The 22565-nt window shown below is 57.9% G+C and carries 19 protein-coding genes and 2 tRNA genes; 12 read left to right on the top strand and 9 right to left on the bottom strand.

From position 1 onward, the window contains the following. The first annotated feature begins 56 nt into the window (after nt 1-56). Nucleotides 57-872, top strand: coding sequence for a posphoenolpyruvate synthetase regulatory kinase/phosphorylase PpsR (gene ppsR / locus FPL19_RS12655; protein WP_150912920.1), 816 nt, complete (start codon nt 57-59; stop codon nt 870-872). Between the two features lie 10 nt (nt 873-882). Here ppsR and FPL19_RS12650 read toward each other — a convergent pair whose 3' ends face one another. Next, nucleotides 883-3807: an insulinase family protein gene (locus tag FPL19_RS12650; RefSeq protein ID WP_150912919.1), complete on the bottom strand. Its 2925-nt coding sequence runs from the start codon at nt 3805-3807 to the stop codon at nt 883-885. Nucleotides 3808-3906: 99 nt separating this feature from the next. On the opposite strand from FPL19_RS12650, the gene FPL19_RS12645 reads away from it, so the two are divergent. From FPL19_RS12645 to FPL19_RS12630, 4 genes are all read left to right on the top strand, one after another. Next, nucleotides 3907-4413 (top strand): hypothetical protein, encoded by a 507-nt coding sequence (locus FPL19_RS12645; protein ID WP_225314410.1) that lies wholly within the window; start codon nt 3907-3909, stop codon nt 4411-4413. A 144-nt stretch (nt 4414-4557) separates the two neighbouring features. After that, nucleotides 4558-5943, top strand: coding sequence for a PEGA domain-containing protein (locus FPL19_RS12640; protein ID WP_150912918.1), 1386 nt, complete (start codon nt 4558-4560; stop codon nt 5941-5943). Nucleotides 5944-5994: 51 nt separating this feature from the next. Continuing rightward, complete coding sequence (locus FPL19_RS12635) at nt 5995-7095, top strand: response regulator (RefSeq protein WP_150912917.1); 1101 nt, start codon at nt 5995-5997, stop codon at nt 7093-7095. Between the two features lie 307 nt (nt 7096-7402). Then, entirely contained in the window at nt 7403-9931 is a 2529-nt protein-coding gene (locus FPL19_RS12630) for an EAL domain-containing protein (protein ID WP_150912916.1), read from the top strand. On the opposite strand, the gene FPL19_RS12625 is transcribed toward FPL19_RS12630, so the two are convergent. After that, nucleotides 9898-10524, bottom strand: a complete 627-nt coding sequence (locus tag FPL19_RS12625) for a nucleotidyltransferase family protein (RefSeq protein WP_150912915.1) — start codon at nt 10522-10524, stop codon at nt 9898-9900. The genes FPL19_RS12630 and FPL19_RS12625 overlap by 34 nt on opposite strands. 91 nt (nt 10525-10615) lie before the next feature. Here FPL19_RS12625 and FPL19_RS12620 point away from each other — a divergent pair, with 91 nt between their 5' ends. Beyond that, nucleotides 10616-11467: a 6-pyruvoyl trahydropterin synthase family protein gene (locus FPL19_RS12620; RefSeq protein ID WP_150912914.1), complete on the top strand. Its 852-nt coding sequence runs from the start codon at nt 10616-10618 to the stop codon at nt 11465-11467. 103 nt (nt 11468-11570) lie between these two features. On the opposite strand, the gene FPL19_RS12615 is transcribed toward FPL19_RS12620, so the two are convergent. From FPL19_RS12615 to gltX, 3 genes are all read right to left on the bottom strand, one after another. Then, a tRNA-Glu gene (locus FPL19_RS12615) sits at nt 11571-11646 on the bottom strand. A gap of 7 nt (nt 11647-11653) precedes the next feature. Then, nucleotides 11654-11729, bottom strand: a tRNA-Ala gene (locus FPL19_RS12610). Between the two features lie 66 nt (nt 11730-11795). After that, the gene (gltX, locus tag FPL19_RS12605; RefSeq protein WP_150912913.1) at nt 11796-13280 is read right to left on the bottom strand and encodes a glutamate--tRNA ligase; all 1485 of its coding nucleotides are present in this window, start codon (nt 13278-13280) and stop codon (nt 11796-11798) included. Nucleotides 13281-13447: 167 nt separating this feature from the next. On the opposite strand from gltX, the gene FPL19_RS12600 reads away from it, so the two are divergent. Further along, complete coding sequence (locus FPL19_RS12600) at nt 13448-14347, top strand: metal ABC transporter solute-binding protein, Zn/Mn family (RefSeq protein WP_150912912.1); 900 nt, start codon at nt 13448-13450, stop codon at nt 14345-14347. 17 nt (nt 14348-14364) lie between these two features. On the opposite strand, the gene FPL19_RS12595 is transcribed toward FPL19_RS12600, so the two are convergent. Then, a complete protein-coding gene (locus FPL19_RS12595; protein ID WP_150912911.1) occupies nt 14365-15288 on the bottom strand; it encodes an AEC family transporter in 924 nt (307 codons plus the stop codon). Next, nucleotides 15279-16046 (bottom strand): SDR family oxidoreductase, encoded by a 768-nt coding sequence (locus tag FPL19_RS12590; RefSeq protein WP_150912910.1) that lies wholly within the window; start codon nt 16044-16046, stop codon nt 15279-15281. Before FPL19_RS12590 ends, FPL19_RS12595 begins: the two co-directional genes overlap by 10 nt. Nucleotides 16047-16358: 312 nt before the next feature. Between FPL19_RS12590 and dusA the strand changes: the two genes are divergently transcribed. The 5 genes from dusA (at nt 16359) to FPL19_RS12565 (ending at nt 20887) form a co-directional block, all read left to right on the top strand. Beyond that, a complete protein-coding gene (gene dusA, locus FPL19_RS12585) occupies nt 16359-17393 on the top strand; it encodes a tRNA dihydrouridine(20/20a) synthase DusA (RefSeq protein WP_150912909.1) in 1035 nt (344 codons plus the stop codon). 108 nt (nt 17394-17501) lie between these two features. Then, on the top strand, nt 17502-18467 hold the full coding sequence (gene tal, locus FPL19_RS12580) for a transaldolase (protein ID WP_150912908.1): 966 nt from the start codon (nt 17502-17504) through the stop codon (nt 18465-18467). A 44-nt stretch (nt 18468-18511) separates the two neighbouring features. Further along, complete coding sequence (locus tag FPL19_RS12575) at nt 18512-18958, top strand: tellurite resistance TerB family protein (RefSeq protein ID WP_150912907.1); 447 nt, start codon at nt 18512-18514, stop codon at nt 18956-18958. 25 nt (nt 18959-18983) lie between these two features. After that, nucleotides 18984-20111 carry a 3-deoxy-7-phosphoheptulonate synthase gene (locus tag FPL19_RS12570; protein ID WP_150912906.1) on the top strand — a complete coding sequence of 376 codons (1128 nt, stop codon included), beginning with the start codon at nt 18984-18986 and terminating at the stop codon, nt 20109-20111. Next, nucleotides 20108-20887: a glycerophosphodiester phosphodiesterase gene (locus FPL19_RS12565; protein WP_150912905.1), complete on the top strand. Its 780-nt coding sequence runs from the start codon at nt 20108-20110 to the stop codon at nt 20885-20887. Before FPL19_RS12570 ends, FPL19_RS12565 begins: the two co-directional genes overlap by 4 nt. On the opposite strand, the gene sthA is transcribed toward FPL19_RS12565, so the two are convergent. Both sthA and nqrM read right to left on the bottom strand, forming a co-directional pair. Next, nucleotides 20888-22279 (bottom strand): Si-specific NAD(P)(+) transhydrogenase, encoded by a 1392-nt coding sequence (sthA, locus tag FPL19_RS12560; RefSeq protein ID WP_150912904.1) that lies wholly within the window; start codon nt 22277-22279, stop codon nt 20888-20890. Nucleotides 22280-22315: 36 nt separating this feature from the next. Continuing rightward, nucleotides 22316-22564: a (Na+)-NQR maturation NqrM gene (nqrM, locus tag FPL19_RS12555; RefSeq protein ID WP_150912903.1), complete on the bottom strand. Its 249-nt coding sequence runs from the start codon at nt 22562-22564 to the stop codon at nt 22316-22318. Nucleotide 22565: the final 1 nt, after the last annotated feature.

Below are 22565 nucleotides of genomic sequence, written 5' to 3'. Positions count from 1 at the left end.
GTAACCTGTGGCAATTACCTAGGGTACCCGCCAAATACGGAGCCGATCCAGACACCATGAAACGTACCGCCTTTTTCATTTCCGACGGCACCGGCCTCACCGCCGAAGCACTCGGGCACAGCCTTCTTGCGCAGTTCGAGAAAATCGAATTCGAACGGGTGACCGTTCCCTATATCGACGATACGGAAAAAGCTCAGGAGATGGTAAAACGCATCAACCAGGCGGAGCAGACCGACGGTGCCCGGCCTCTGGTGTTCGATACCATTGTTAACAGCGACATTCGTGATGTTATCGCCGGAGCCAACGGCTTCATGATCGACATATTCGGCACCTTCCTGAACCCTCTGGAGCAGGAGCTGCAGTCATCGTCTTCCTATTCGGTGGGTAAATCCCATGCCATCAACAATGAAGGCCGATACGAGCAGCGGATCAAGGCCGTTAACTTTGCGCTGGACAACGATGACGGCGCCAGAACGCGGCATTATGACGAGGCAGATCTCATCCTGGTGGGCGCCTCGCGGAGCGGCAAAACGCCTACCTGCCTTTATCTGGCCCTTCAATACGGCGTGAAGGCAGCGAACTACCCGATTACCGAAGAAGACCTGGACGACCAGAACATGCCCGCGGTTCTGCGCGCCCACAAACAGAAGATCTTTGGCCTGACCATTGACCCGGAAAGACTGGCGACCATTCGCAATGAACGCCGCCCGAACTCCCGCTACGCGTCAATCAAGCAGTGCATGCACGAGATTGAGGAAATCGAGCTGATGTATCGGCGCGAGCGGATTCCCTACATGAACACCACCGCCTACTCGGTGGAGGAAATCTCCACCCGGATTATGGTCAGCGCCGGACTGAAACGGAACCGGTAACAGCAGGAGCTCAGAGCTCCTGCAGCTCCAGCCCCAGTTTCTGAACCAGTTCACGGTTATCGTGGCTGGTGATCACCGCCGTGCTGGCCTTGTCCGGGGTCAGCCAGGTCCGGGCCACGCGCTTCATGTCCTCCAGAGTCACCGCCAGCACTCGCTCACGGAATCGCGAACGCTGCTCCGGTGAACGGCCGAACAGATGATTGTGGAAGGCGTGCCGTGCAGCACCTGCCGGGGACCGGGGCCGATCCAGCTGGCCAATCACCCCCAGAATGGACTCCTCCAGTTCCTGAGCATCGTGATCCTCTTCCTGAAGCCATTTAAGTGACTGATCAAAGTCATCCAGGGTTTCACTCAGGCGCGGATCCCGATAAGAGAAGAAGCGGAAAGTGCCGTTAACGCTATCCTGACCGGCACCTCCACCATAGGCGCCACCCTTCTCGCGAATGGCCCGGTGCAGGTATCCGTTTCGCAGAAAGCCGCCCAGCACCGTCAGCGCTGCTGCGTCCGGGTGATCCACCGCGACGGTCGGAAAAGCGCGGGCACAGAAATTGACCTGGGTTGAGGTCAGCCATGCCTGGTTGACCTGATACGGAGCCTGGCTGAGATGCCATTGTTCGCTCTTGCCCTCTGGCTGCCCACTCCAGTGCTGTTTAACCTCGTCCAGCATCGGCTGAAGCTGCTCGTCTTCGGCAATCAGCAGGAACTGGCGATTCTGTTGCCGGATTCGGCTGTGCAGACCGGCCAGGCGATCACAGAATGCCGCCAGTTCGTTGTCGTCATCCAGCGACTTGTCCAGGGACCTTGCGCCACGAATGGCTTCCAGACCGCCAAGGCGGAAGGCCAGCCAGGCTCCCGGACTGATGCCCTGGGACGCAGCGCCCATGGCGAGGCCATGACCACTGCCGGTGATGGCCTGATCGCGCCGGGCGCGGACCTGGGCAACCAGTTCCCGTATGCGCTCGTGCTCGTCAAAGCGGGCACCGTTGAAAAGATCGCCAAGGAGCCTGGTCAAGGCGCCACGATTTCGGGCCAGCGCTTTGCCACTGAAAATCATGTAACCACTCAGATTCTGGACATCGTCGACTTCGCCCTTGGCCGAGAAAGACACGCTGACGCCGCCGGACTCGGCGGAAATCCGGTCCTGCATGCCCAGATAGTCAAGGTCACCGCAGCCCACTTCCGTAATCAGTGTGGTGTAATAGGGCAAAAGCACCAGTTCGTCTTCCGACAGGTCGGGCACAGGCAGAACGATCTGCTCATACACCAGGCCGTTGGTACCACGAGCATAAAGCGATGCGGCCATATCACCGTCATAACGGCGCTCCGGCTCGGGCAACTGCAGAGGTACATCGCTGAGGTCGACTTTCGGGAGGATGGAATCGTCATCTTTGCGTGTCTGCCGCTCTTCCAGGGCCTGTGCCCGTTCGATGATTTCCTGTACTTCCTTTTCCGTCAGCTCGGCCTTGCGACGGGCCAGCGCTTCACGAATCGCCTCCTGGCGACGGGATTCCAGCTGGTTATCCGGACGCAGGGTCAGCGTAACGCGATGGGGGTTTTCCAGCAGCTTGCGACGGATCAGGCCGGGCACATAGTCGGGATCGCGGATCTTTTCCCTCAGGGTATCCAGAACCGGCTCAAGATCCAGCAGCTCGACCGGATCGCCACCATGAATCATCGGGGAAATAGCGCTCATGATCAGTTGCAGGCCATAAGGGAACTGGTCACCGGCAATTTCCCTCTGGTGCAGTTCAAGCTGGTGCAGAATCGCTTCCAGGCGTTCCTGGCTGACCCCTTCTTTCACCACGTTGGCCAGGGTTTCCTCGATCAGGGTTTCCAGAGCCTTCTGTTGTTCGGGCTCGGTACCCTCAATCCCACAGACGAAGGTCATCTCCCGGTTGGAATCCTCAATACCGCACATCGGCGACGGAGCATGGCCGATATCCGTGGTTTCCAGCGCCCTCATCAACGGCGAGGCGCTGTTGTCCAGCAGAACGCTGGCCAGCAGTTGGCCTTCCAGGTTTTCCTGCAGGTCAAAACTGTGGCCCAGCAACCAGCCCATAACGATGTGGGTCTTGTTGGCCGTTTCTTCCTGCTCGCTGACCGCATAACCCTGCTCCACACGAACCGGCGAAAACAGACGCTTTTCATCATGCACCGGCAGATCGATATCCAGACGGTCGAAACGCTTGAGCGCCAATTCCTCGAAACGCTCGTGGTGCTCGTGGGCCGGAATATTGCCATAGGTGGCGAAAGTCGCATTGCTCGGATGATAATGGTGGCGGTAGAAGCTCAACAGGTCTTCGTAGCTCAGGTCCACTATATGATCGGGCTCGCCACCACTGTTGTAGTGATAGGTGGTGGTCGGGAACAGATGGCTGGACAGGTTCTGCCACAACTGGGAGGTGGCCGAGCTCATGGCGCCCTTCATCTCGTTGTAGACCACACCGCGGTAAACCAGATCCGTTGACGGATCGTTGGGCTTATCGAATTCCAGCCGGTGGCCTTCCTGGGCAAAATCCAGCGGATCAAGCGAGGAAAAGAACACCGAGTCCAGATAGACCGTCAACAGGTTGTCGAAGTCCTTCCGGTTCATACTGGCAAAAGGATAGGCCGTCCAGTCACTGCTGGTGAACGCGTTCATGAAGGTGTTCAGCGAACGACGGATCATCATGAAAAACGGGTCGCGAACCGGGAAACGCTCGCTGCCGCAGAGCGCGGTATGCTCAAGAATGTGGGCAACGCCGGTGGAATCCATCGGAAAGGTGCGCAGGGCGACAAAAAACACGTTCTCGTCGTTATCGGCGGCCAGATGCAGATGTCGGGCGCCGGTTTTTTTGTGGCGATACTCCTCGACGGTCAGATTCAGCGTGTCGATCCGGTGGCTTCGGAGTTGCTCAAAGGCCGGGTGGACCTTACTCTCGATAACTGCAGCCATTGATTACTGTCCTGTCTTTCATGAAAAAGGATTTGTAGGGTAACACGTAGTTTCAACTATCATGCATAAACGCAAAGCAACAGGGTAGTACCATACTCCATGTCGATTTCTACGCCAGAAGAGCCATCCGGATCAGCGCCGCAGCCCGCTTCCCCCAAGGGTGGCCACAAGGGCTTGCAGGCCCCGGAAGTCGCCGCTTACTGGGCCGAAAGACGCCGCTATCTTGAGAAGATCCGCAAGGTTCCGGAAGTTCGCCAACGATTCTGGCGGGCAGTCGGCATCTACCTGCTGAGGCGTGTACTCTGGTCGTTCGGATTTTTCCCGGTATTCATTGCTTTCTGGCTGCCGTTTGTACTCTCGAGCTTTAACCCGGTAGTGATGGCGACCGATCTCATTCCCCTGCTGCAGAGTTTTGTGCAGGCCAATCCCCAGGAACAGGCAACCACGCTCAGCACCCTGGCCATTGCCTGGGCCTCCATTGGTTTCTTCTTTCTGGTATTTGATTTCGTGCTTACACCCTTCAAATCGCCCTACGAATACGAGGCGGATGTCTACATGCGATCCTGGGAGCAGCTCAACCATGATCAGCTTCCGGACAAAGTGTGATTTGTCCTGCATTCTCGTTAACTTCAGTGACTTTCTGTTACATAAGGCAAGCCTGACTCGGTAAGATAACTGCGTGTCATGTTGTTCTCCGTGGCCTTCCGGTCGCGGTGCTGTTACGCAAGAACAAGTACTGAGAGGTTGCCTATGGTCGATTTCAGACCGCTCCTGTTTATCAACGCCCTCGCGCTCATGCTGTTAGTCACGGCGGGATTTGCGTCGGTCCGGGAGGAGATCACCGCAAGCGAATTTGATACCGGGCAAGAGCCCGCATTTACTCAGGCCGCCACCAGTCAGCAGGCCGACAGCGTCTTCCTTGATGACCAGAAGCCGGCGGCGACCGCAACACGGCCACAGAGCGCGCAGAATGATACTCCGGCAAGGGAAAGCGGCGCAGAGTCTTTCACTCTCAGCCCCATGCAGGACAAGCCCCAGCTGATCGCCAAGGCTGAACCGGCTTCCGCCATGGCCTCCGCCACCGCAGAAGCTCCCGCCCCGACCCCGAAGTCCGACCCCACCCCCGAGCCAGCAAGAGCAGCCGAGCCCACTCCAGAGCCCGAGGTAGCGAAACCAGCACCGCCCAAACCCGAACCGCAACCAAAAACCGGTCTCCTGGTACTACGGTCCAACGTGCTGGGCGATCAGGTTACGGTAAACGGCAAGAATTACGGCGCGACCCGGCTGGATCTGGAACTGAAGCCCGGCACCTACGACGTGGTCATCCGTAAGAGCGGCTACCAGCCCTGGCAGAAAACCGTAACCCTGGATGCCGGCGACGAAACCACTCTGGTTGGGCGACTGGAAGCCTTTACCAACGTCAACTATCGCGACGGCACCTGGGTTGGCGGCGTCAAAACCGGGGATGGCACGCTGGTGAACAGCAAAGGCCTGAGGTACGAAGGCCACTTTGTGGATGGAAAGTTCCACGGCGAAGGCACCGCCTGGTACCCGGATGGCAGCAAATACGAAGGCGGCTGGCGCAGTGGCAAACGCCACGGCCAGGGAACCTGGCGCGGCGCGGATGGCGCCCGTTACACCGGCCAGTTCCGCGATGACCAGTTTAATGGCCAGGGCACTCTCACCATGGCCAACGGCGATATTCTGACCGGACAGTGGGCCGGAGGTAAACTGAACGGCCATGGTTCACTGACGTCCTCAGACGGCATGCTGTACGTAGGAGGCTTTCGCGACAACCAGTTCCACGGCGAAGGCACTCTCACCTACCCGGATGGCCGGTTCTACGAAGGGGAGTTTTCCAGCGGCGAATTTCACGGCCAGGGCAAGGAAGTCTTCGCCGACGGCAAGAAATACGAAGGCCAGTACATTGAAGGCTCGTTCCATGGAAAAGGCCTGCTGAGCAATCCCAACGGCAGCTCGATCCAGGCGACCTTCCGCTATGGCGAACCCTATGGACAGGTTCGTCTGACGACGGCGGCCGGTGAGATATTCACCGCCCGCACAACAGAACCCGGTGTTTGTTATCGGGACAAGAGTTACAGGGCGACCCAGTGCCCGAATCTGGAAGGCTGGTAAACCCCCGGGCTTGCGCCCGATAACGAACACGTAAGCTGTTGAGGTTGTAACATGACGATTAAAAATGCGCTCCTGGTGGATGATTCCAAAGTAGCCCGGTTTGCACTGAGCAAACTGCTTGAGAGCCGGGACATGGAAGTGAACATGGCCGGCTCGGCAGAAGAAGCCCTGGATTACCTGAACGCCAACAACCGGCCGGATGTAATTTTCATGGATCACCTCATGCCGGGGATGAACGGTGTGGAAGCCACCAAGGCCATCAAGGGCAACCCGGAGACTGCCGGCATTCCCATCATTATGTGCACCTCCAAAAAGTCCCAGTCGTTTACCGAGGAAGCCAGGAATTTTGGCGTTTATAACATCCTCACCAAACCGCCCCAGGTAGAAGGTCTGAGCTCGGTTCTGGAACAGCTGGATATCGACGTGTCCGGCGGCACCCTGCCGGAACCCCCGGAGCTGGATTTCGCGCAGGAAGCGGAAGACGAAGAGCCCCTGGATATTCCGGCGGATGCCTCCCTGGAACTGTCCCCCAAAACCGAAGGCAACGGCCAGGACGCCAGCGAACAGAATCACCCCCAGGTGGTGCCGCTGACCAGCGACCTGATCGAGCAGATTGCCCGTTCTGCGGTCAAGACTCATATCAACAACCGCCTGCATGAACTGCTCAGCTCACTGTTTGATGAGCAGTTTGATCATCTCAAGCGTGTTCTTGATGAGACCAGTCGCAAACAGGAAACGGTCATGGAAGAACGGCTGAACGCCGTGACCGAAATGATCGACAAGCGCACCGCCAACCTGCGGGACGACGTGGCTGCCGAGGTGAACCTGAACCTGGTTCAGGAGCTGTCCCAGGTTCGCAAAGAGCTCTCCAAGAACAACGGATTTACCGCGGAGAATATGGCTGAGCTGAAGGATCACATCACCAGCGTGCAGACCATCGATACCGAGTTCTGGCAAACCCTGCAATCCGAGGCCATTCAACAGGCCCATGAAATCTCCAGAGAGACGGCAGAAGATATCGCACAGCGGACTATTGATCTTTTCATTTCCCAGCAGCGCTCGGCCACCTCCCGCATCTATACCATCGGCCTGGCCGCCAGCCTCGGCATCTTTACCGTTGGCATTGCGTTCATCTCCGGTCTTTTTGGCTAGTTCCGACCGATTGGGGACGATGGCGAGAACGCCCCGGCGGGAACCTTTTCCGTTTGCGGGGCGTTTGAGGTCATGGTGGTCACCATTGACTACAGGACCAATACAGTAGTCTGTTCCGTTTTATCCCATAGAGGACTAAGGTAAAGAGAAGAAAGGGTAAGGGACGACCACAACACCAAGGTGCAGGACCAACCTGTGCTGCCGTCGCCAACAAAAATATGGTCAGCGAACTGTGAGAGCAGCATCGTCTCTACGAACAATTCTGGCATCACTTGCATTGTGCCTGTCATTTCTGGCGAATGCGGACATGTCACCCATCGTGATCTCGGACGACGCTCAGATTCCGTCCCGTTTCTCCTATCTTGAAGACCCCGACGCCTCCGCCACCATCGACGACATTCTTGAGCAGCCCACTGATCAATGGGCGACCGCATCCGAGGGCAGTGCCACTCTTGGCATAACGTCTTCTGCCTACTGGCTGCGTTTTGCCATCGCGAACCAGACGGACGAGACGCTCAATCTGGTCGCGGAGCTGGCATACTCGCAACTGGACAGGGTGACTTTCCATGTTATGTCTGGCGGTGGCCAGCAAAGGGTTGTCAGAACCGGTGATGCTCTGCCCTTCTATCCCCGGGAGATCGATCACCCGAACATGCTGCTGCGTTTAAGCCTGGCACCGGACGAGTCCAAAACGATCTATGCACGGGTTGAAACAGCGGGCTCCATGATACTGCCGCTGCAAATCTGGCGTGAGAACCGTTTTTTCGGCGCCGCCTCCGGTGAGCAGAAACTGCATTTTTTCTACTACGGCGCCCTGACCGTCATTATTCTGATTAACCTGGCCGTCTTCCTGACGTTGCGCGAGCGGCTATATCTCTATTACGCACTGGCGATCAGCGGCTACCTGCTGTTTTTCGCGTCCATCAAAGGGTACGGTTTTCAGCTTCTCTACCCGGAGTCACCGGAACTGCATGCCCGAGCACTACTGGTCTCCATGCCCTTGCTGGCGCTGTTTTCGGTGCTTTTCTGTCGCCGGTTTCTAAAGATCCCGTCCCACAGTCCGAAGCTCGATATTGCCATTCGGGCGATGATCGCCTTCGAAATCCTCAACTTTATCTGTGCCCTGAACCTGAGCTACAACTCGGCCATTATTCTGTCCTCACTGTCGGCGCTTCTCTTCTTCTCACTGCTGTTTGTGGCGGGGCCGATCACCTGGGCAGCCGGGGTGCGCGCAGGCGCATTCTTCACCCTGGCCTGGACGCCTCTGACCATCGGGGTACTGGCCACGGCCGGACGCGCGCTTGGCTTCTTCCCGGAGAATTTTATGACCGAGCACGCCATGCAGATTGGTTCCGGACTGGAAGCCTTCATCCTGACGCTGGCGTTGGCCGACCGCCTCTACCGGGAACGGGAAGACAAGATCGCCGCCCAGGCTGACAGCCTTCTCAAGGAAAAGGCCCGAAGTGAAGCCCAGGATCGACTCACCGAAGCCATGACCCACGATCCCGTTACCGGCCTGCCCAACCGCAACCGTTTTGAACGGATGGTAAACCAGCGACTGAGCGAGGATCCTGACGGCGAGTACTTTGTGGGCGTCACCCGTATTACCCGGCTGGATGAAATCAACCGGACGCTGGGACTGAACCGAAGTGAAAAGCTGGTCCAGCGTATTGCCCGTCAAATGACTGAAATGGCGTCCACTCTGAAAAGCGTTCATTGCAGTCAGGATTCCCGGGGTCAACGGGAGTGTGTATTCCAGCTCTCCGGCGACTGTTTCGGGCTGCTGATCAACTGCCGGCTGGTGAACGATGACTATCAGGGCCTGAACCTTGCCCTGCGACAGCTGGCGGAACCCCTGATGATGGATAACCTGGCCATTGAGCTCCATCCCAAGTTCGGCGCGGCCCACTATCCCGGCCATGGCGACAATGCCGCCCTGCTGATTCGCAATGCGCACGTGGGTATGGAAATCACGCCCCACAGTAAGTACGAAACCGGCCTTTACTCACCGCAGTTCGACATCTACAACGAAAGCCGTCTGACCCTGATGTCGGATCTCCGCGATGCCCTGGGCTCCAATCGGACCGAGCTCCACTACCAGCCAAAAATCTGCCTGAAAACCGGCAAGATTGCGGGAATCGAGGCACTGATTCGCTGGCACCATCCCGACCGAGGATGGGTCTTTCCCGGTGATTTCATCCCCCTTGCGGAAGATACGGGGGTCATCATGCAGCTCACCCGCTGGGCCATCGGCCGGGGCGTCCGGGATCTGGCGGTTCTGACTGAAGCCCATCCGGACCTGACGCTGTCCGTCAACATCTCCGCCCGGGACCTGTCCTCCCCGGATCTGACCGACCAGATTACGGGAGCACTGCAGCATCACGGCGTGGATGCCAGCCGGCTCACCCTGGAACTGACGGAAACCGCCGCAATGGAAGATCCGGAATGCGGCCTGAAAGCGCTTCAGCGCCTGGCAGACATCGGTGTAGGCATATCCATTGACGACTTCGGCAGCGGCTACTCATCGCTGTCCTATCTCAAACAGTTGCCGGCGACGGAAATCAAGCTCGACCGCTCGATCGTGTTGGACGTCTGTACCAGCGACAGTTCGCGGGTCATTGTGGAGACGTCCATCAATATGGTTCACGGCCTGGGTTACGCAGTGGTCGCAGAAGGGGTAGAAACCGAGGAAAGCGCGGAGTTGCTCAAAACCCTCGGATGCGACCGGATTCAGGGTTTCTGGCTCTGCCATCCATTGCCACTGGCGGAGCTAGGGCACTGGCTGGACGAATACAACCCACCCTATTCTGCCAATTTATCGAAGCGCTCTGTGTAATTCCGGGATACCCGTCGCCAGTCGTCGATGGTATCCACGTCGCTGAGAACCCCACCAATGGGCAGTGTGATCGCCCCGTGCCAGGCCAGTATCGAGGCCGCGCCCCGATCGCCCTCAAGCAAACCGATGTCTCGCCACAGACTCCTCGGAATATAGGCCGGAGCGGCCGGCCTGCCATGGATTTCAGCAGCAATAGGAGTATCCGGCCACTGCCGGGCTGCCATGGCCAGATGGGCGAGATCGCTGCGTTCAATCAGGGGCTGATCCAGCAATACAACGAAAACGCCTCTGGCGCCTGCACCAAGGGATGCAATGCCCGCCTTCAGGGATGCAGACATGCCCTGAGACCAGTCCCGAGCATAGTGCCAACGCCAGGCCTGTTGCCGACAACGGTAACGAACCAGCGGATAGCCCCCGCCGGTGATCACCGTCACCCGCTTGCCGAGCTGCCTGCCCTGCACGATTGCCCGGTCCAGCATTGTGCCCTCGCCCATGGGCAGCAGTGCTTTGGGACGCCCCATACGCCGTGACGCGCCAGCCGCCAGAACCAGTACGGGGAATGCCTCATGGTCAAAATCAGGATTCTGGGGCATTGTGGCGCCTTTTCGGTCGGGAGAGACTGAGGGAAGCACAGATTTTTGCTAGAATCCGCCCAACATACAACCCACCTCGCTGGACTTCTCAATGAACCACCTTTTTGTAGACAACCTCACAGTGATCGATTTCGCCTACCTGCATCCCGCCCGGGGTCTGGTGGGTGAAAGCTGGATCGTGGACGTTGTTCTGGGTGGAGAACTGGACGACCAGGGCATGGTGTTTGATTTCAGCAACGTCAAACGCACCATCAAGCGCGTGATTGACGAGCGGGTCGATCACCGCCTGGTTATCCCCAGAGGCTACAAAGGCCTGCAGTGGGATGAAAACAATCCGCAGAGCTTCACTTGGGCGCTGGATGACGGCACAACAATTACACACCGTTCGCCGGATGAGGCCGTTGTCTGGCTGTCCTCTGAACGGGTGCTGCCTTCCGTTGTATCGGATCTGCTCCGGCAGGAACTTCGCGCTGTGCTGCCCGGCAACGTTACCGATATTGATATCCGCTTACGGGAAGATGTGATTGAGGGTGCTTATTACCATTATGTGCACGGCCTGAAAAAGCATCTCGGCAACTGCCAGCGCATCGCCCATGGCCATCGTTCCCCCATCAGGATCGACCGCAACGGTCAGCGAGACCAGGACCTTGAGCGCCGCTGGGCGAAACGCTGGGAGGACATCTATGTGGGCACAGAAGAAGACGTCACCCACCGCTGGGTAGCCGTGGATGGCACAGCCTATATCAGCTTTGAGTACGAGGCGGAACAAGGCGAGTTTTCACTGACGCTTCCCGAATCCCGGGTTTATATGCTGGATTCGGATACCACGGTGGAACTTATCGCGGCCCACATTGCCGACCAGCTGAAAGCGGAGTTTCCCGCGGACTCGATTCTGGTAAAAGCCTACGAGGGCGTCGGCAAGGGTTCCATGGCCCAGCGTTAGCAGACAGACAAACCGTCAAGACACAAAAAAACCGCCCGAAGGCGGTTTTTTTGATGGCCGGCCGGTGGACTAGACCGACTGACCGCTGCCACAAGGGCAAATGTGGCGTCCCCTACCGGGTTCGAACCGGTGTTGCCGCCGTGAAAGGGCGGAGTCCTAGGCCACTAGACGAAGGGGACTAAAACTTGGTGGAGCCAGGCGGGATCGAACCGCCGACCTCAACACTGCCAGTGTTGCGCTCTCCCAGCTGAGCTATGGCCCCTCAACGGATGCGTATATTAAGGATCGACCCCGGGGGGGTCAACCTTTTTCCCGGCTTTTTTTCGGATTATTCAGCCAGCAGGGACGCATACTCTTTTTCAACCCGCTTGGTCTCCTTTTTCGAGAAACTTCCCATCACTTCAAGTGCATGGCGTAAACGGGAGCGGGTCATGTCCGGGCCGATGATCGCCATGGAATCCATCACCGACCAGGAATTGGGCGTTCCGGCAATGGCGACAAAAATTGAGAACATGAAGTCCCCCATCTTCAGGTCCATGGCTTTCGCCAGGGCCTTGATGTCCGCAAAGATGTTTTCCTTGCTCCAGTGACGCTGCGCCTCCAGCTTCCAGAGGGTGAATTGCAACACCCGCCTGACCTGCCCTTCGTCCAACTTGTTGTGGGCAAAGTCCTCGGGGCGCAGATCCAGCATGCCGGAGAACATGAACGACGCCATAGGGGCCACGTCGCTGAACACTTCAGCGCGGCCCTTGATGTGGGGCACCAACCCTTTCAATGCCTGCTCGTTAAACCACCACTGGCGCATGCGCTGGATGAATTGGTCTTCGGTCAGCTCATCGCGGATCCACTGACCGTTCAGCCAGCGAAGCTTCTCCACATCAAAGACCGGACCACCGAGGGACACACGCTGGATATCAAAATTGTCGATCATCTCAGTAAGTGTGAACTTCTCTCGCTCGTCAGGCATCGACCAACCCATACGGCCCAGATAGTTGGTGACCGCTTCCGGCAGAAAACCCATGCGCTCGTAGAAATTGATGCTGGTTGGGTTCTTGCGTTTGGACAGCTTGCTCTTGTCCGGATTACGCAGCAGCGGCAGATGGCAAAGCACCGGCATGTCCCAGCCAAAATACTTGTACAGCAGCTGGTGCTTGGGAGCGGAATTGATCCACTCTTCCCCACGTAACACATGGGTGATCTTCATCTCGTGGTCATCCACCACGTTGGCAAGATGGTAAGTGGGCATGCCATCGGATTTCAGCAGGATCTGGCAGTCAACCTGGGCCCAGTCGATTTCGATGGTGCCACGCAGCATGTCGTCGATCTCGCACACGCCGTGTTCCGGCACTTTCATGCGGATCACGTGGGGCTCACCGGCTTCAAGCCGACGGTTCACTTCCTCTGGCGGCAGCTCCAGATCCCCCTTGATGCCAGGGTTCATACCCTGCGCCTTGCGCTCTTCGCGAATGGCTTCCAGCTCGTCCGGTGTGCGGAAACAGTAAAATGCGTGGCCATTGGTGACCAGGTCTTCCGCATACTGGCGGTAGGAATCCTTGCGCTCTGACTGCCGATAGGGACCGTAGGGGCCACCCACATCAGGGCCTTCATCCCATTCAAGACCGAGCCAGCGCAGTGCCCCCAGAATGTCCTTTTCCGACTCGTCGGTACTGCGAGCCTGGTCCGTATCTTCGATTCGCAGAATGAACTGACCACCATGCTGGCGGGCAAAACACAGGTTAAACAGCGCGACGAAGGCGGTGCCAACGTGAGGGTCACCGGTTGGTGACGGCGCGATTCGGGTACGTACAGTCATGAAAGCATCCTGATGATTTCTGCCTGAAACAGGCCTTGCGTTGAAAGCGTTGCATTATAACGATCACAGACCAGATTCGCATGATGACCAGGCAGTTTGCCGCCTTTTACTTTTCGATTGATCAATATTGTTATATTATAACGTTACATTTTTCAGGAGCCCACGAGATGATCCGCCAACTATTCCACCGCCTGGCCTTGCGAGTCCTGGCTCTGGCCCTCATTATTTTGCCACTTTCCCTGAGCGCCAACACACAGGTGGTGGTTTCCCTCAAGCCCCTGGAATTACTGGTTCGGGCTATCGCCACCCCCGATACCACCGTAACTACACTGGTCGGCCCCGGCGACAACCCCCACAACTACTCCATGAAGCCCTCTCAGCGTCGTGCTCTCCAGGACGCCGAGGCCATATTCTGGGTGGGGCCGGACATGGAAACCTTTCTAGGCCGCATGCTGAATGGCGACGATTTCCGGTCCCGCGCCCATGCCCTGGGCGATGGGGAAGCGGAAGAGGACCATGGTGATGCACACGGACATCACCATCATGGTCATGACGAAGATTCCGATCCGCATATCTGGCTAGATCCCGCTCTGGCTCTGGAAATGGCCCGCGATATTCACTCGGTATTGAAATCCCTGAACACGTCCGACGACGCCACGCTGGATGCTAACCTTGCCCGGTTCGAAAAAGCCCTCGCCCGGACGGAATCCGAGATACGCAGCCAACTGGAGCCGGCCAGTGCCATTTCCCTGTTTACCTACCACAATGCGTTCACTCATTTTGCGCAGCACTACGACCTGACGCTGGCCGGTGTTCTGAACCCCGGATCCGAAGTCTCTGCCGGTGCCCGACACCTGGCCAATCTGCAGAAACAGCTAGAATCCGCCGACCGCCCCTGCCTGTTAACCGAACGGACCGCCAACAAAGAAAGCTGGAGGCCAATCATCGGGGATCTGAAGGTAACGTTCAGCGACTGGGATCCCCTGGCGACAGATATCAAAGCCGATCAAGATGGCTATCTGGCCTTCCAGCAATCTCTGGCGAACGCGGTTGCGAAGTGCCTGTGATGGCAGCCCTGCCAAAACTACCAGAGTAGAGCCAGGAACAGCGGTATCGAGATTATGGCAAACAGGGTCTGACCGCTGACAATCCCAGCCATCAACGGCGCATCCCCTCCCAACTGACGCGCTAGAATATACGAAGAGGTTGCCGTGGGCAGGGTTGCCAGCAGAATACTGGCCTGGGCGATGGTTCCGTCCAGGCCCATCGCCAGCACCAGCCCGGCGGTCATCAGCGGGAAACCGGCCAGCTTCAGTGACGACGCCACCAGAAACGGGAGCGACGTACCTCGCAACGCTTTCAGTTGCAGGCCAGCGCCCACCGTCATCAGGCCCAACGGCAATGCGAGATCACTCAGGGGCGAGAGCACACCCGCCAGCAGCGGATGAAAACCAATGCGGAAGTAGCCCCACAGTGCGCCCACAACCGAACCGATAATCAGCGGGTTGGTGATGATGGCGTAGGCGACCGGTCGCCAGCGCATAGAGTTCGCCCCATCCTGCCCGACGGCCAGGGAAAACATCAGAATGCACAGCAGATTGATCAGTGGGATTTTCACCGCGATGATGATCGCCATGGTGGACAAACCATCGTCACCCAGCAGCATGCCCGCCGTGGCAATGGCGACAAATGAATTGAAGCGTATCCCACCCTGGTAAACTGACGAAAACACCGCCCCCGGCCAGCGGAAAAACCACTGGGCAATAAGCAGCGCCACGGTCATTACGCCAAGCATCGCCAGCACCAACAGGAAGACGTCGCTATAGGCGGAGACCGGCACCCGGGCCTGCCCCAGTTTGAAGATCAGCATGGCCGGAAACAGCACGTAATAGGAAAAACGCTCGGCCTGAAGCCAAAAGCTGTCACCGGGAAACTGCAGGCGCCTGAACAGGTAGCCAATCAGAATCAGGACAAAAACCGGCACCAAAGCCTGGGCAATCATTTCCATAGCCGCTTAATGACCAACCTTGTCAATGCCGATGGCGCGGCCTTGGTGAGCGGCCACAACATTCTGAACTGGGCGGAAAGCGGTCGGTGCAGACGTGGTTGCTGCGACTGGTCCCATACCGCAGCGGCGACTTCCCTGGGCCCAAGATTGACACCCATATTGCCAAACAGGGCGGATTGCCCCGCATTGGCCTGCACCATGGCAGTGTTCACAAAGGGCGGCATCAGATCCCCCACCTGAATACCATGGGGCTCCCATTCGATACTCAGGGATTCCGTCATCGCCCGAACCGCATGCTTGCTGGCGGAATAGGAGGCGAAATCCGGAATCCCGAAAGCAGCGGACGCAGAGCTCATGTTGATGACCTGGGCGCCCGGGGTGGCCTTCAGATACGGGAAGGCGGCGTGCAGAGCGTTCATCACACCGATGACGTTGATTTCCACGATGGCCCGGTGTGCGGCCATGTCGATCTCCTCGAAACGCCCGACTTTCAGAATCCCGGCGTTGTTATGCAGCAACCGCAGCTGACCGTCCGTCCTTTTGGCAAAGTCGGCAAGCCCCTGACTGACCGACACTTCATCCACAACGTCCATTACGTGGATGCTGCAGGAGTCATCCCCTACCTGATCCCGAAGCGCAGTCAGCGCCGCTGCGTCGACATCCGCAGCACCCACAAACCAGCCCCGCGACGCAAACAGCAGGGCTGTCTCCCGACCAATGCCGGCACCCGCACCAGTGATAAAAATAGTGTCCTTCACAATCACCCCGTAACCGCCTTTTGGAGACTAGGAGTATCTACCACCTCGGGAAAAGTTCAAATCAGACCTTTCGTTACCGGGCGCGACCTTACCTTTCAGTTGAAGTCAAAGGCAGAGAATCTGCACCTGTAACTTTACCCGGACGTCTTTGATCACTCCCGTTTTCCGGTCTGCGAGGAGTTGCGACGGGAAATGGATCAGCCCTTTCGCCAAAGCCCTACGGAAATCGTTGTGCCAACACTGTTAAACTATGGCACGAATCAAAACGTAGCAGTTCGCGGTAAAAGCGATTAAGACGATCAGGTAAACGCAATGCCAGCAACACCTTCACAGGACGCGACTACTGAGCACTTCGGCCCTTCACGGCGCTTCTGCGTCGCGCCGATGATGGACTGGACCACCACGCACTATCGTTACCTCGCCAGACTGCTCAGCCGCCATGCCCTCCTCTATACCGAGATGGTAACCACCGGCGCGCTGATTCATGGCGATACGGCCCGCTTCCTGCGGCACAATCCGGAAGAGTACCCGCTGGCATTGCAGCTTGGCGGCAGCAATCCGGAGGAGCTTGCCCATTGCGCGACGCTGGCGGAACAGTTCGGCTTCAACGAGGTGAACCTGAACGTGGGCTGCCCCAGCGATCGGGTGCAGAACAACATGATCGGTGCCTGCCTGATGGAGCATCCGGATCGGGTCGCGGAGGGCGTATCAGCGATGATCGCTGCTACCCGTCTGCCGGTCACCGTCAAACACCGGATCGGCATCAACGGGCACGAATCCTGGGAAGATCTTTGCGAATTCATTGATAAAGTCTCGGCTGCTGGCTGCCGGACCTTTATTGTTCATGCCCGCATTGCGGTTCTTGAAGGCCTGAGCCCGAAGGAGAACCGGGACATCCCACCGTTGAAGTATGACTGGGTCTACGATCTGAAAGCCCGCTATCCGCATCTGGAAATCATCATTAATGGCGGCATCAAGACCTTTGATGAGTGTCACCGGCATCTGCAACACACGGATGGCGTAATGCTGGGTCGCGAGGCTTATCATAACCCCTGGCTACTGGCGGCGGTGGACACGGAGTTTTTCGGCCAGCCTTCCCCGGTCGACACCCGTCACAATGCCCTGCGACGGGTATTACCATTTATTCAGGAAGAGCTGGATCGCGGGGTCTATCTTAGCCATATCACCCGTCACCTCATGGGCCTTTTTCACGGCCAGCCCGGCGGACGCCAGTTCCGGCGCTACATCAGTGAAAATGCCCACCGGCCGGGTTCTGGTATTGAGGTGATCGAAGCGGCCATGGCCAGAGTTCCGGAACCGGAAACAACGGCGCCAATCCCCGCCTGACACCTTTGTCCGTCTTGTTCCCTTGTTATCAGCCCGTTATTGTAGGCGTATAGACCACGCGCCTGCAGGACGGGCCGAAATAACAAACCTATCGGGATGACAGGACGAATGACCAGCAAGCTTGAACAACTGAAAAGCATGACCACCGTGGTGGCCGATACCGGCGACCTGGATGCCATTGCCCAGTGGAAACCCCAGGACGCCACCACCAACCCGTCGTTGCTGCTCAAAGCGGCCGCTTCAGAGGCCTACCGGCCCATGCTGGGTGAGGCCGTTGCCGCCGCTCGGAAACGGGGCGGTTCAGACGCCGAACAACTGACCTACGCCACTGACATGCTGGCGGTGCTGGCCGGTCGTGAGATTCTGGGGCGTGTTCCGGGCGTCGTTTCCACGGAAGTGGATGCCCGCCTGTCATTCGATACCGACGCAACCCTGGCGCGGGCCCGCCGCCTGATTGAGCTTTACGACAGCCTCGGCATGGACACCAGCCGTGTACTGATCAAGATTGCCTCTACCTGGGAAGGCATCCGGGCGGCAGAACAACTGCAACGCGAGGGCATTAACTGCAACCTCACGCTGCTGTTCTCCTTCATTCAGGCAGCCGCCTGTGCGGATGCCGGCGCCTTTCTGATTTCTCCCTTTGTGGGGCGGATTCTGGACTGGCATCTGGCAGCCTCGGGCCGCGACAGCTTCGCGGCTAGCGAAGATCCCGGTGTGCTGTCAGTGTCCCGCATCTACAACTACTACAAGACGAACGGGTATAAGACCGTGGTCATGGGCGCCAGTTTCCGTAACACCGGTGAAATCGAGATGCTGGCAGGCTGCGACCGACTGACCATCAGCCCGGCCCTGCTTGAAGAGCTTGACGGCGATTCCGGCAACCTGGCCCGCCAGCTTTCCCCGGACACCGCCAGAAGCAGCGACCGACCGGGCCGGATCGACGAGAAACTGTTCCGCTGGGAGTCCAACGAAGACGCCATGGCCACGGAAAAACTCGCAGACGGCATCCGCCGCTTTACCAACGACCAGATTGAGCTGGAGAACCGGGTCAGGCGACTGTCAGACGCCGCCTGATATACCCGAGCCCTGAGCCAGATCACAGGAGCACGCACAGCACCATGATTGAACGCCTAAAACAGTTCTTTGCGCCCGACAACAATGAACCGGTCAAACCCGACGCGCACCAGCTTACCGTCGCCGCGACGGCCCTGATGGTGCAGCTGTCCCGGGTGGACAATGACGAGGACCAATCCGAGTTACGAACTATCGTTGACTTTGCCGTGCGCAGCCAGGAAGTGACCCGGGAAGAAGCCGAGGAAATTCTGTCAGACGCCTTGGCGCAAGCGGACGACTCCACCTCGCTTTACGAATTCACCGGCCTGATCAATGAACACCTGGATCAACTGGAGAAACAGGCGCTGCTGGAGAGTATCTGGCGTGTGGCCTTTGCCGACGGTCGCATCGACAAGTACGAGGAACATCTGATCCGCCGCATGGCGGACCTGCTTCACCTCAACCACCGTGAATACATGCAGGCCCGTCATCGCGCCGAAGGCCAGAACTGAGCCTTCGCAAGCCTGAGGAGAAACCATGCTAGCCATACTTCACCCGGATACCTCCACTGAAAGTGAAGCCTATCGACAGACCATGCACTTCCTGGAGAATCTGCCGGGGGTCTCCGTACGGGTTCACGAAGTTCAGGGCGAGCGTCAGCGACTGACCGAAGTCTACCTGCTGGGCGACACCAAAGGCCTGAACAAGGAAGAAATCGAGGCCCTCCCGGCGGTCGAGCGGGCCATCCGCATCTCCGATGACTACCGGATACTGGGTCGCCACAAGGACGATCGCCGCCAGAGCGGTTTTACCTACAATGGCGTGACCTTTGATCAGAACAACCTGAATGTCTTTGCCGGGCTCTGCGCGGTAGACGTACCCGAACACGTTGAACAGATGATGCAGGCGCTGGAGCAGCACGGCGAAGTCTGCACCCGCATGGGCGCCTACAAACCCCGCACCAACCCCTATTCATTCCAGGGGCATGGCAAGGGCTGCCTGCCCTGGGTATTCGAGAAAGCCGGCAAGCATGGCATCAAGGTGATTGCCATGGAGATCACCCATGAAAGCCATATCGAGGAAATCGACGAATGCCTGGAAATGCTGGGCCGTCCAACCGGTGTGATGCTTCAGGTCGGCACCCGCAACACCCAGAACTTCGAATTGCTGAAGGCCATCGGGCGCCAGACCACCTACCCGGTTCTGCTGAAGCGGGGGTTTGGCATCACCCTGAATGAATCCCTCAATGCGGCGGAATACCTAGCCAGCGAAGGCAACGCCAACGTCATCTTCTGCCTGCGGGGCATGAAGACAGAAGCCGGGCAGCCTCATCGCAACATGGTGGATTTTGCCCACGTGCCCGCCGTCAAACGGCTGACACGCATGCCGGTCTGTGTCGACCCTTCCCACTCGGTGGGCAGCCGTGAAAAGGCGCCTGACGGCGTGCTGGATGTCATGCACGCGACAGCCCAAGGGGTCATCGCCGGCGCCAACATGGTTCTGGCCGACTTCCATCCCCGGCCCGAGAAAGCTCTGGTGGACGGTCCACAGGCGCTGCTGATGGAAGAACTGCCAGCCTACCTGGAGGACATCCGCCTCTGCCACGACACCTGGAAAAAACGCCAACAGATTTACCGCCGAATGAAGGATGCGCAGTCAGAATGATCGTGTACGGACACCGTGGCGCCAAGGGTGAAGCGCCGGAGAACACACTGGCCGGGTTCAGGCACGCCTACCGCCAGGGCATAAACCATTTCGAGCTGGACCTGGTGCTGTCAAAGGACGGCAAACCGGTGATTATCCACGACCTGAGTGTCGACCGTACCACCTGGCAAACGGGCGATGTACACGACTTCACAGCGGCCGAGCTTGCGGAGATGGATGCCCGCCGCAACACCACGGCCTGGCCGCGAAAAGCCGGCGTTCCGGCGCTTGAAACCTTTCTGGACGAGTTCCCGGACCTGGAGCATGTTCAGCTTGAGGTAAAAAAAGACGGTCGCCAGCGTCTGAACATCCTGTGCAACCGCATCATCGAGATCATACAGAGGCGCAGTCTCTATAGTCGCGTGGTGGTCACTTCCTCGGATAGCTGGTTTCTGCGGGAAGTCAGGCGGCGTGACCGCAAGGTCGCCATTGGCCTGGTATCAGACAAGAAGTTTCCGCGCCCGGTCAATGCGGCGGCCAGGCTGCACTGCGATTATCTGTGCCTGAACTGGCGAATCTGTACCCAGGCTATGGTGGAAGACGCCCATCGCAGAGACATGAAGGTGTCTACCTGGACCGTCAACCGGATTCACGATATGTTGAGTCTGGAGGGCATGGGCGTTGACAGCATCATCACCGACTTCCCCACCAGCACACGGATGTTCTTTGACAACCGCGCCCGTAACCGGCTCCAGCTGGCAAACAATGCCAGCCGTGAGCCCTCCCCCGCTAGCTGATCAGAAGATCCGGTTGAGCCCATTCAGGGCTGCGACGCGGTAGGCCTCTGCCATGGTGGGGTAGTTGAAGGTGGTGTTGATGAAATAGTTCAGGGAATTGGCTTCCCCTTCCTGATTCATGATGGCCTGGCCGATGTGAACGATTTCCGCCGCCTGATCACCAAAGCAGTGAATGCCCAGCAACTGACGGGATTCACGGTGGAACAGGATCTTCAGCATCCCCACCGGGTCGCCGGTAATCTGCGCCCGGGCCAGGTCCTTAAAGAAGGCCTGGCCGACTTCATAGGGAACCTTGGCCTCGGTCAGCTCACGCTCGGTATGACCGACGGAACTGATTTCCGGAAGCGTGTAGATGCCTGTGGGCACATCCGACACCAGCCGGAAGTATTCGTCCTTAACAATGTCGGAAGACGCTGAACGCCCCTGATCATAGGCGGCGCTTGCAAGGCTCGGCCAGCCAATGACATCGCCGGCGGCATAGATATGCTCCACTTCCGTGCGATAGTGGTCATCGACGGCCAACTGACCCCGGCCATTGGGCGTCAGGCCAATATTGTCCAGGCCCAGTTTCTCGGTATTACCACTACGGCCATTACACCAGAGAAAGGCGTCTGCCCGGATTTTCTTGCCGGACTTGAGCGACAGCACGACACCATGGTCATCGCCATCCACGGACTCATATTCTTCGTTATGTCTGACCAGCACGCCGTTGTTGCGCAGGTGGTAACTCAAAGCATCAGAAATCTCATCGTCCAGGAACGTCAGCAGGCGGCTACCCGGGTTGATCAGATCCACCTTCACACCCAGGCCCGCAAAAATTGATGCGTATTCAGAACCGATGACACCGGCACCGTAAATGATCAGAGTCCGCGGCGTGTGGGAAAGATTCAGGATGGTGTCGGAGTTGTAGATACGATGATGACGGAAATCCACATCCGGCGGCAGATACGGCCTTGAGCCCGTTGCGATGACCGCCTGCTTGAAATGGAGTATTTCGTGGGACTTGTTGCCGCGGATCTCCAGGCGGTTGGCATCCAGAAAACTGGCTCGGCCGTTGATCAGATCCACCCGGTTACGGGCATAGAACTGGGTGCGCAGCTTCACCTGTTTGCCAATAACCTTCTGGGCGTTCTGCAGCACTCTCGGGAACGAAAACCAGCGAGGCTCGCCGATATCCCGGAACATCTGGTTGGTGTTGAAGGTGATGATCTGCTTGACGGAGTGACGCAAGGCTTTCGAGGGGATGGTACCCCAATGCGTGCAATTACCACCGACTGTCGGCTTGTCTTCAATAATGGCAACCCGCTTGCCGTGTTTGGTCGCGTTCATTGCAGCGCCTTCTCCTGAAGGCCCTGCGCCAATAACGACAACGTCGTAATGGTGCTCTGCCATTGCGCAATGACTCCTTATCTTTGCCCGGTCAGTGGATCAGCCCTTGCCGGACTTTGATGCATCGTAGGTAAGTTCTTCTGCGGACTGCCCGTCTGTGGAAGCGCGCTCGTTTTCCTCATCACACTTCTGGGGATTACCCCCGCATATATCGCAGCTTTTGCTGATACCCATGGCGCCAATACCCCCACAGGTGCCACTGATCGGTTTGCGTCCCATCAGGACCCCGACCGACATGGCCGCTACCAGCAGCAAAACAATCATCAAAACCAGTAGAAAAGTCCCCATA

It is taken from the genome of Marinobacter halotolerans, from assembly GCF_008795985.1.
GTDB classification, from domain to species: Bacteria; Pseudomonadota; Gammaproteobacteria; order Pseudomonadales; family Oleiphilaceae; genus Marinobacter; species Marinobacter halotolerans.
The sequence above is the reverse complement of the archived record's forward strand: the minus strand, read 5'-3'. Positions and strand labels throughout refer to the sequence as shown.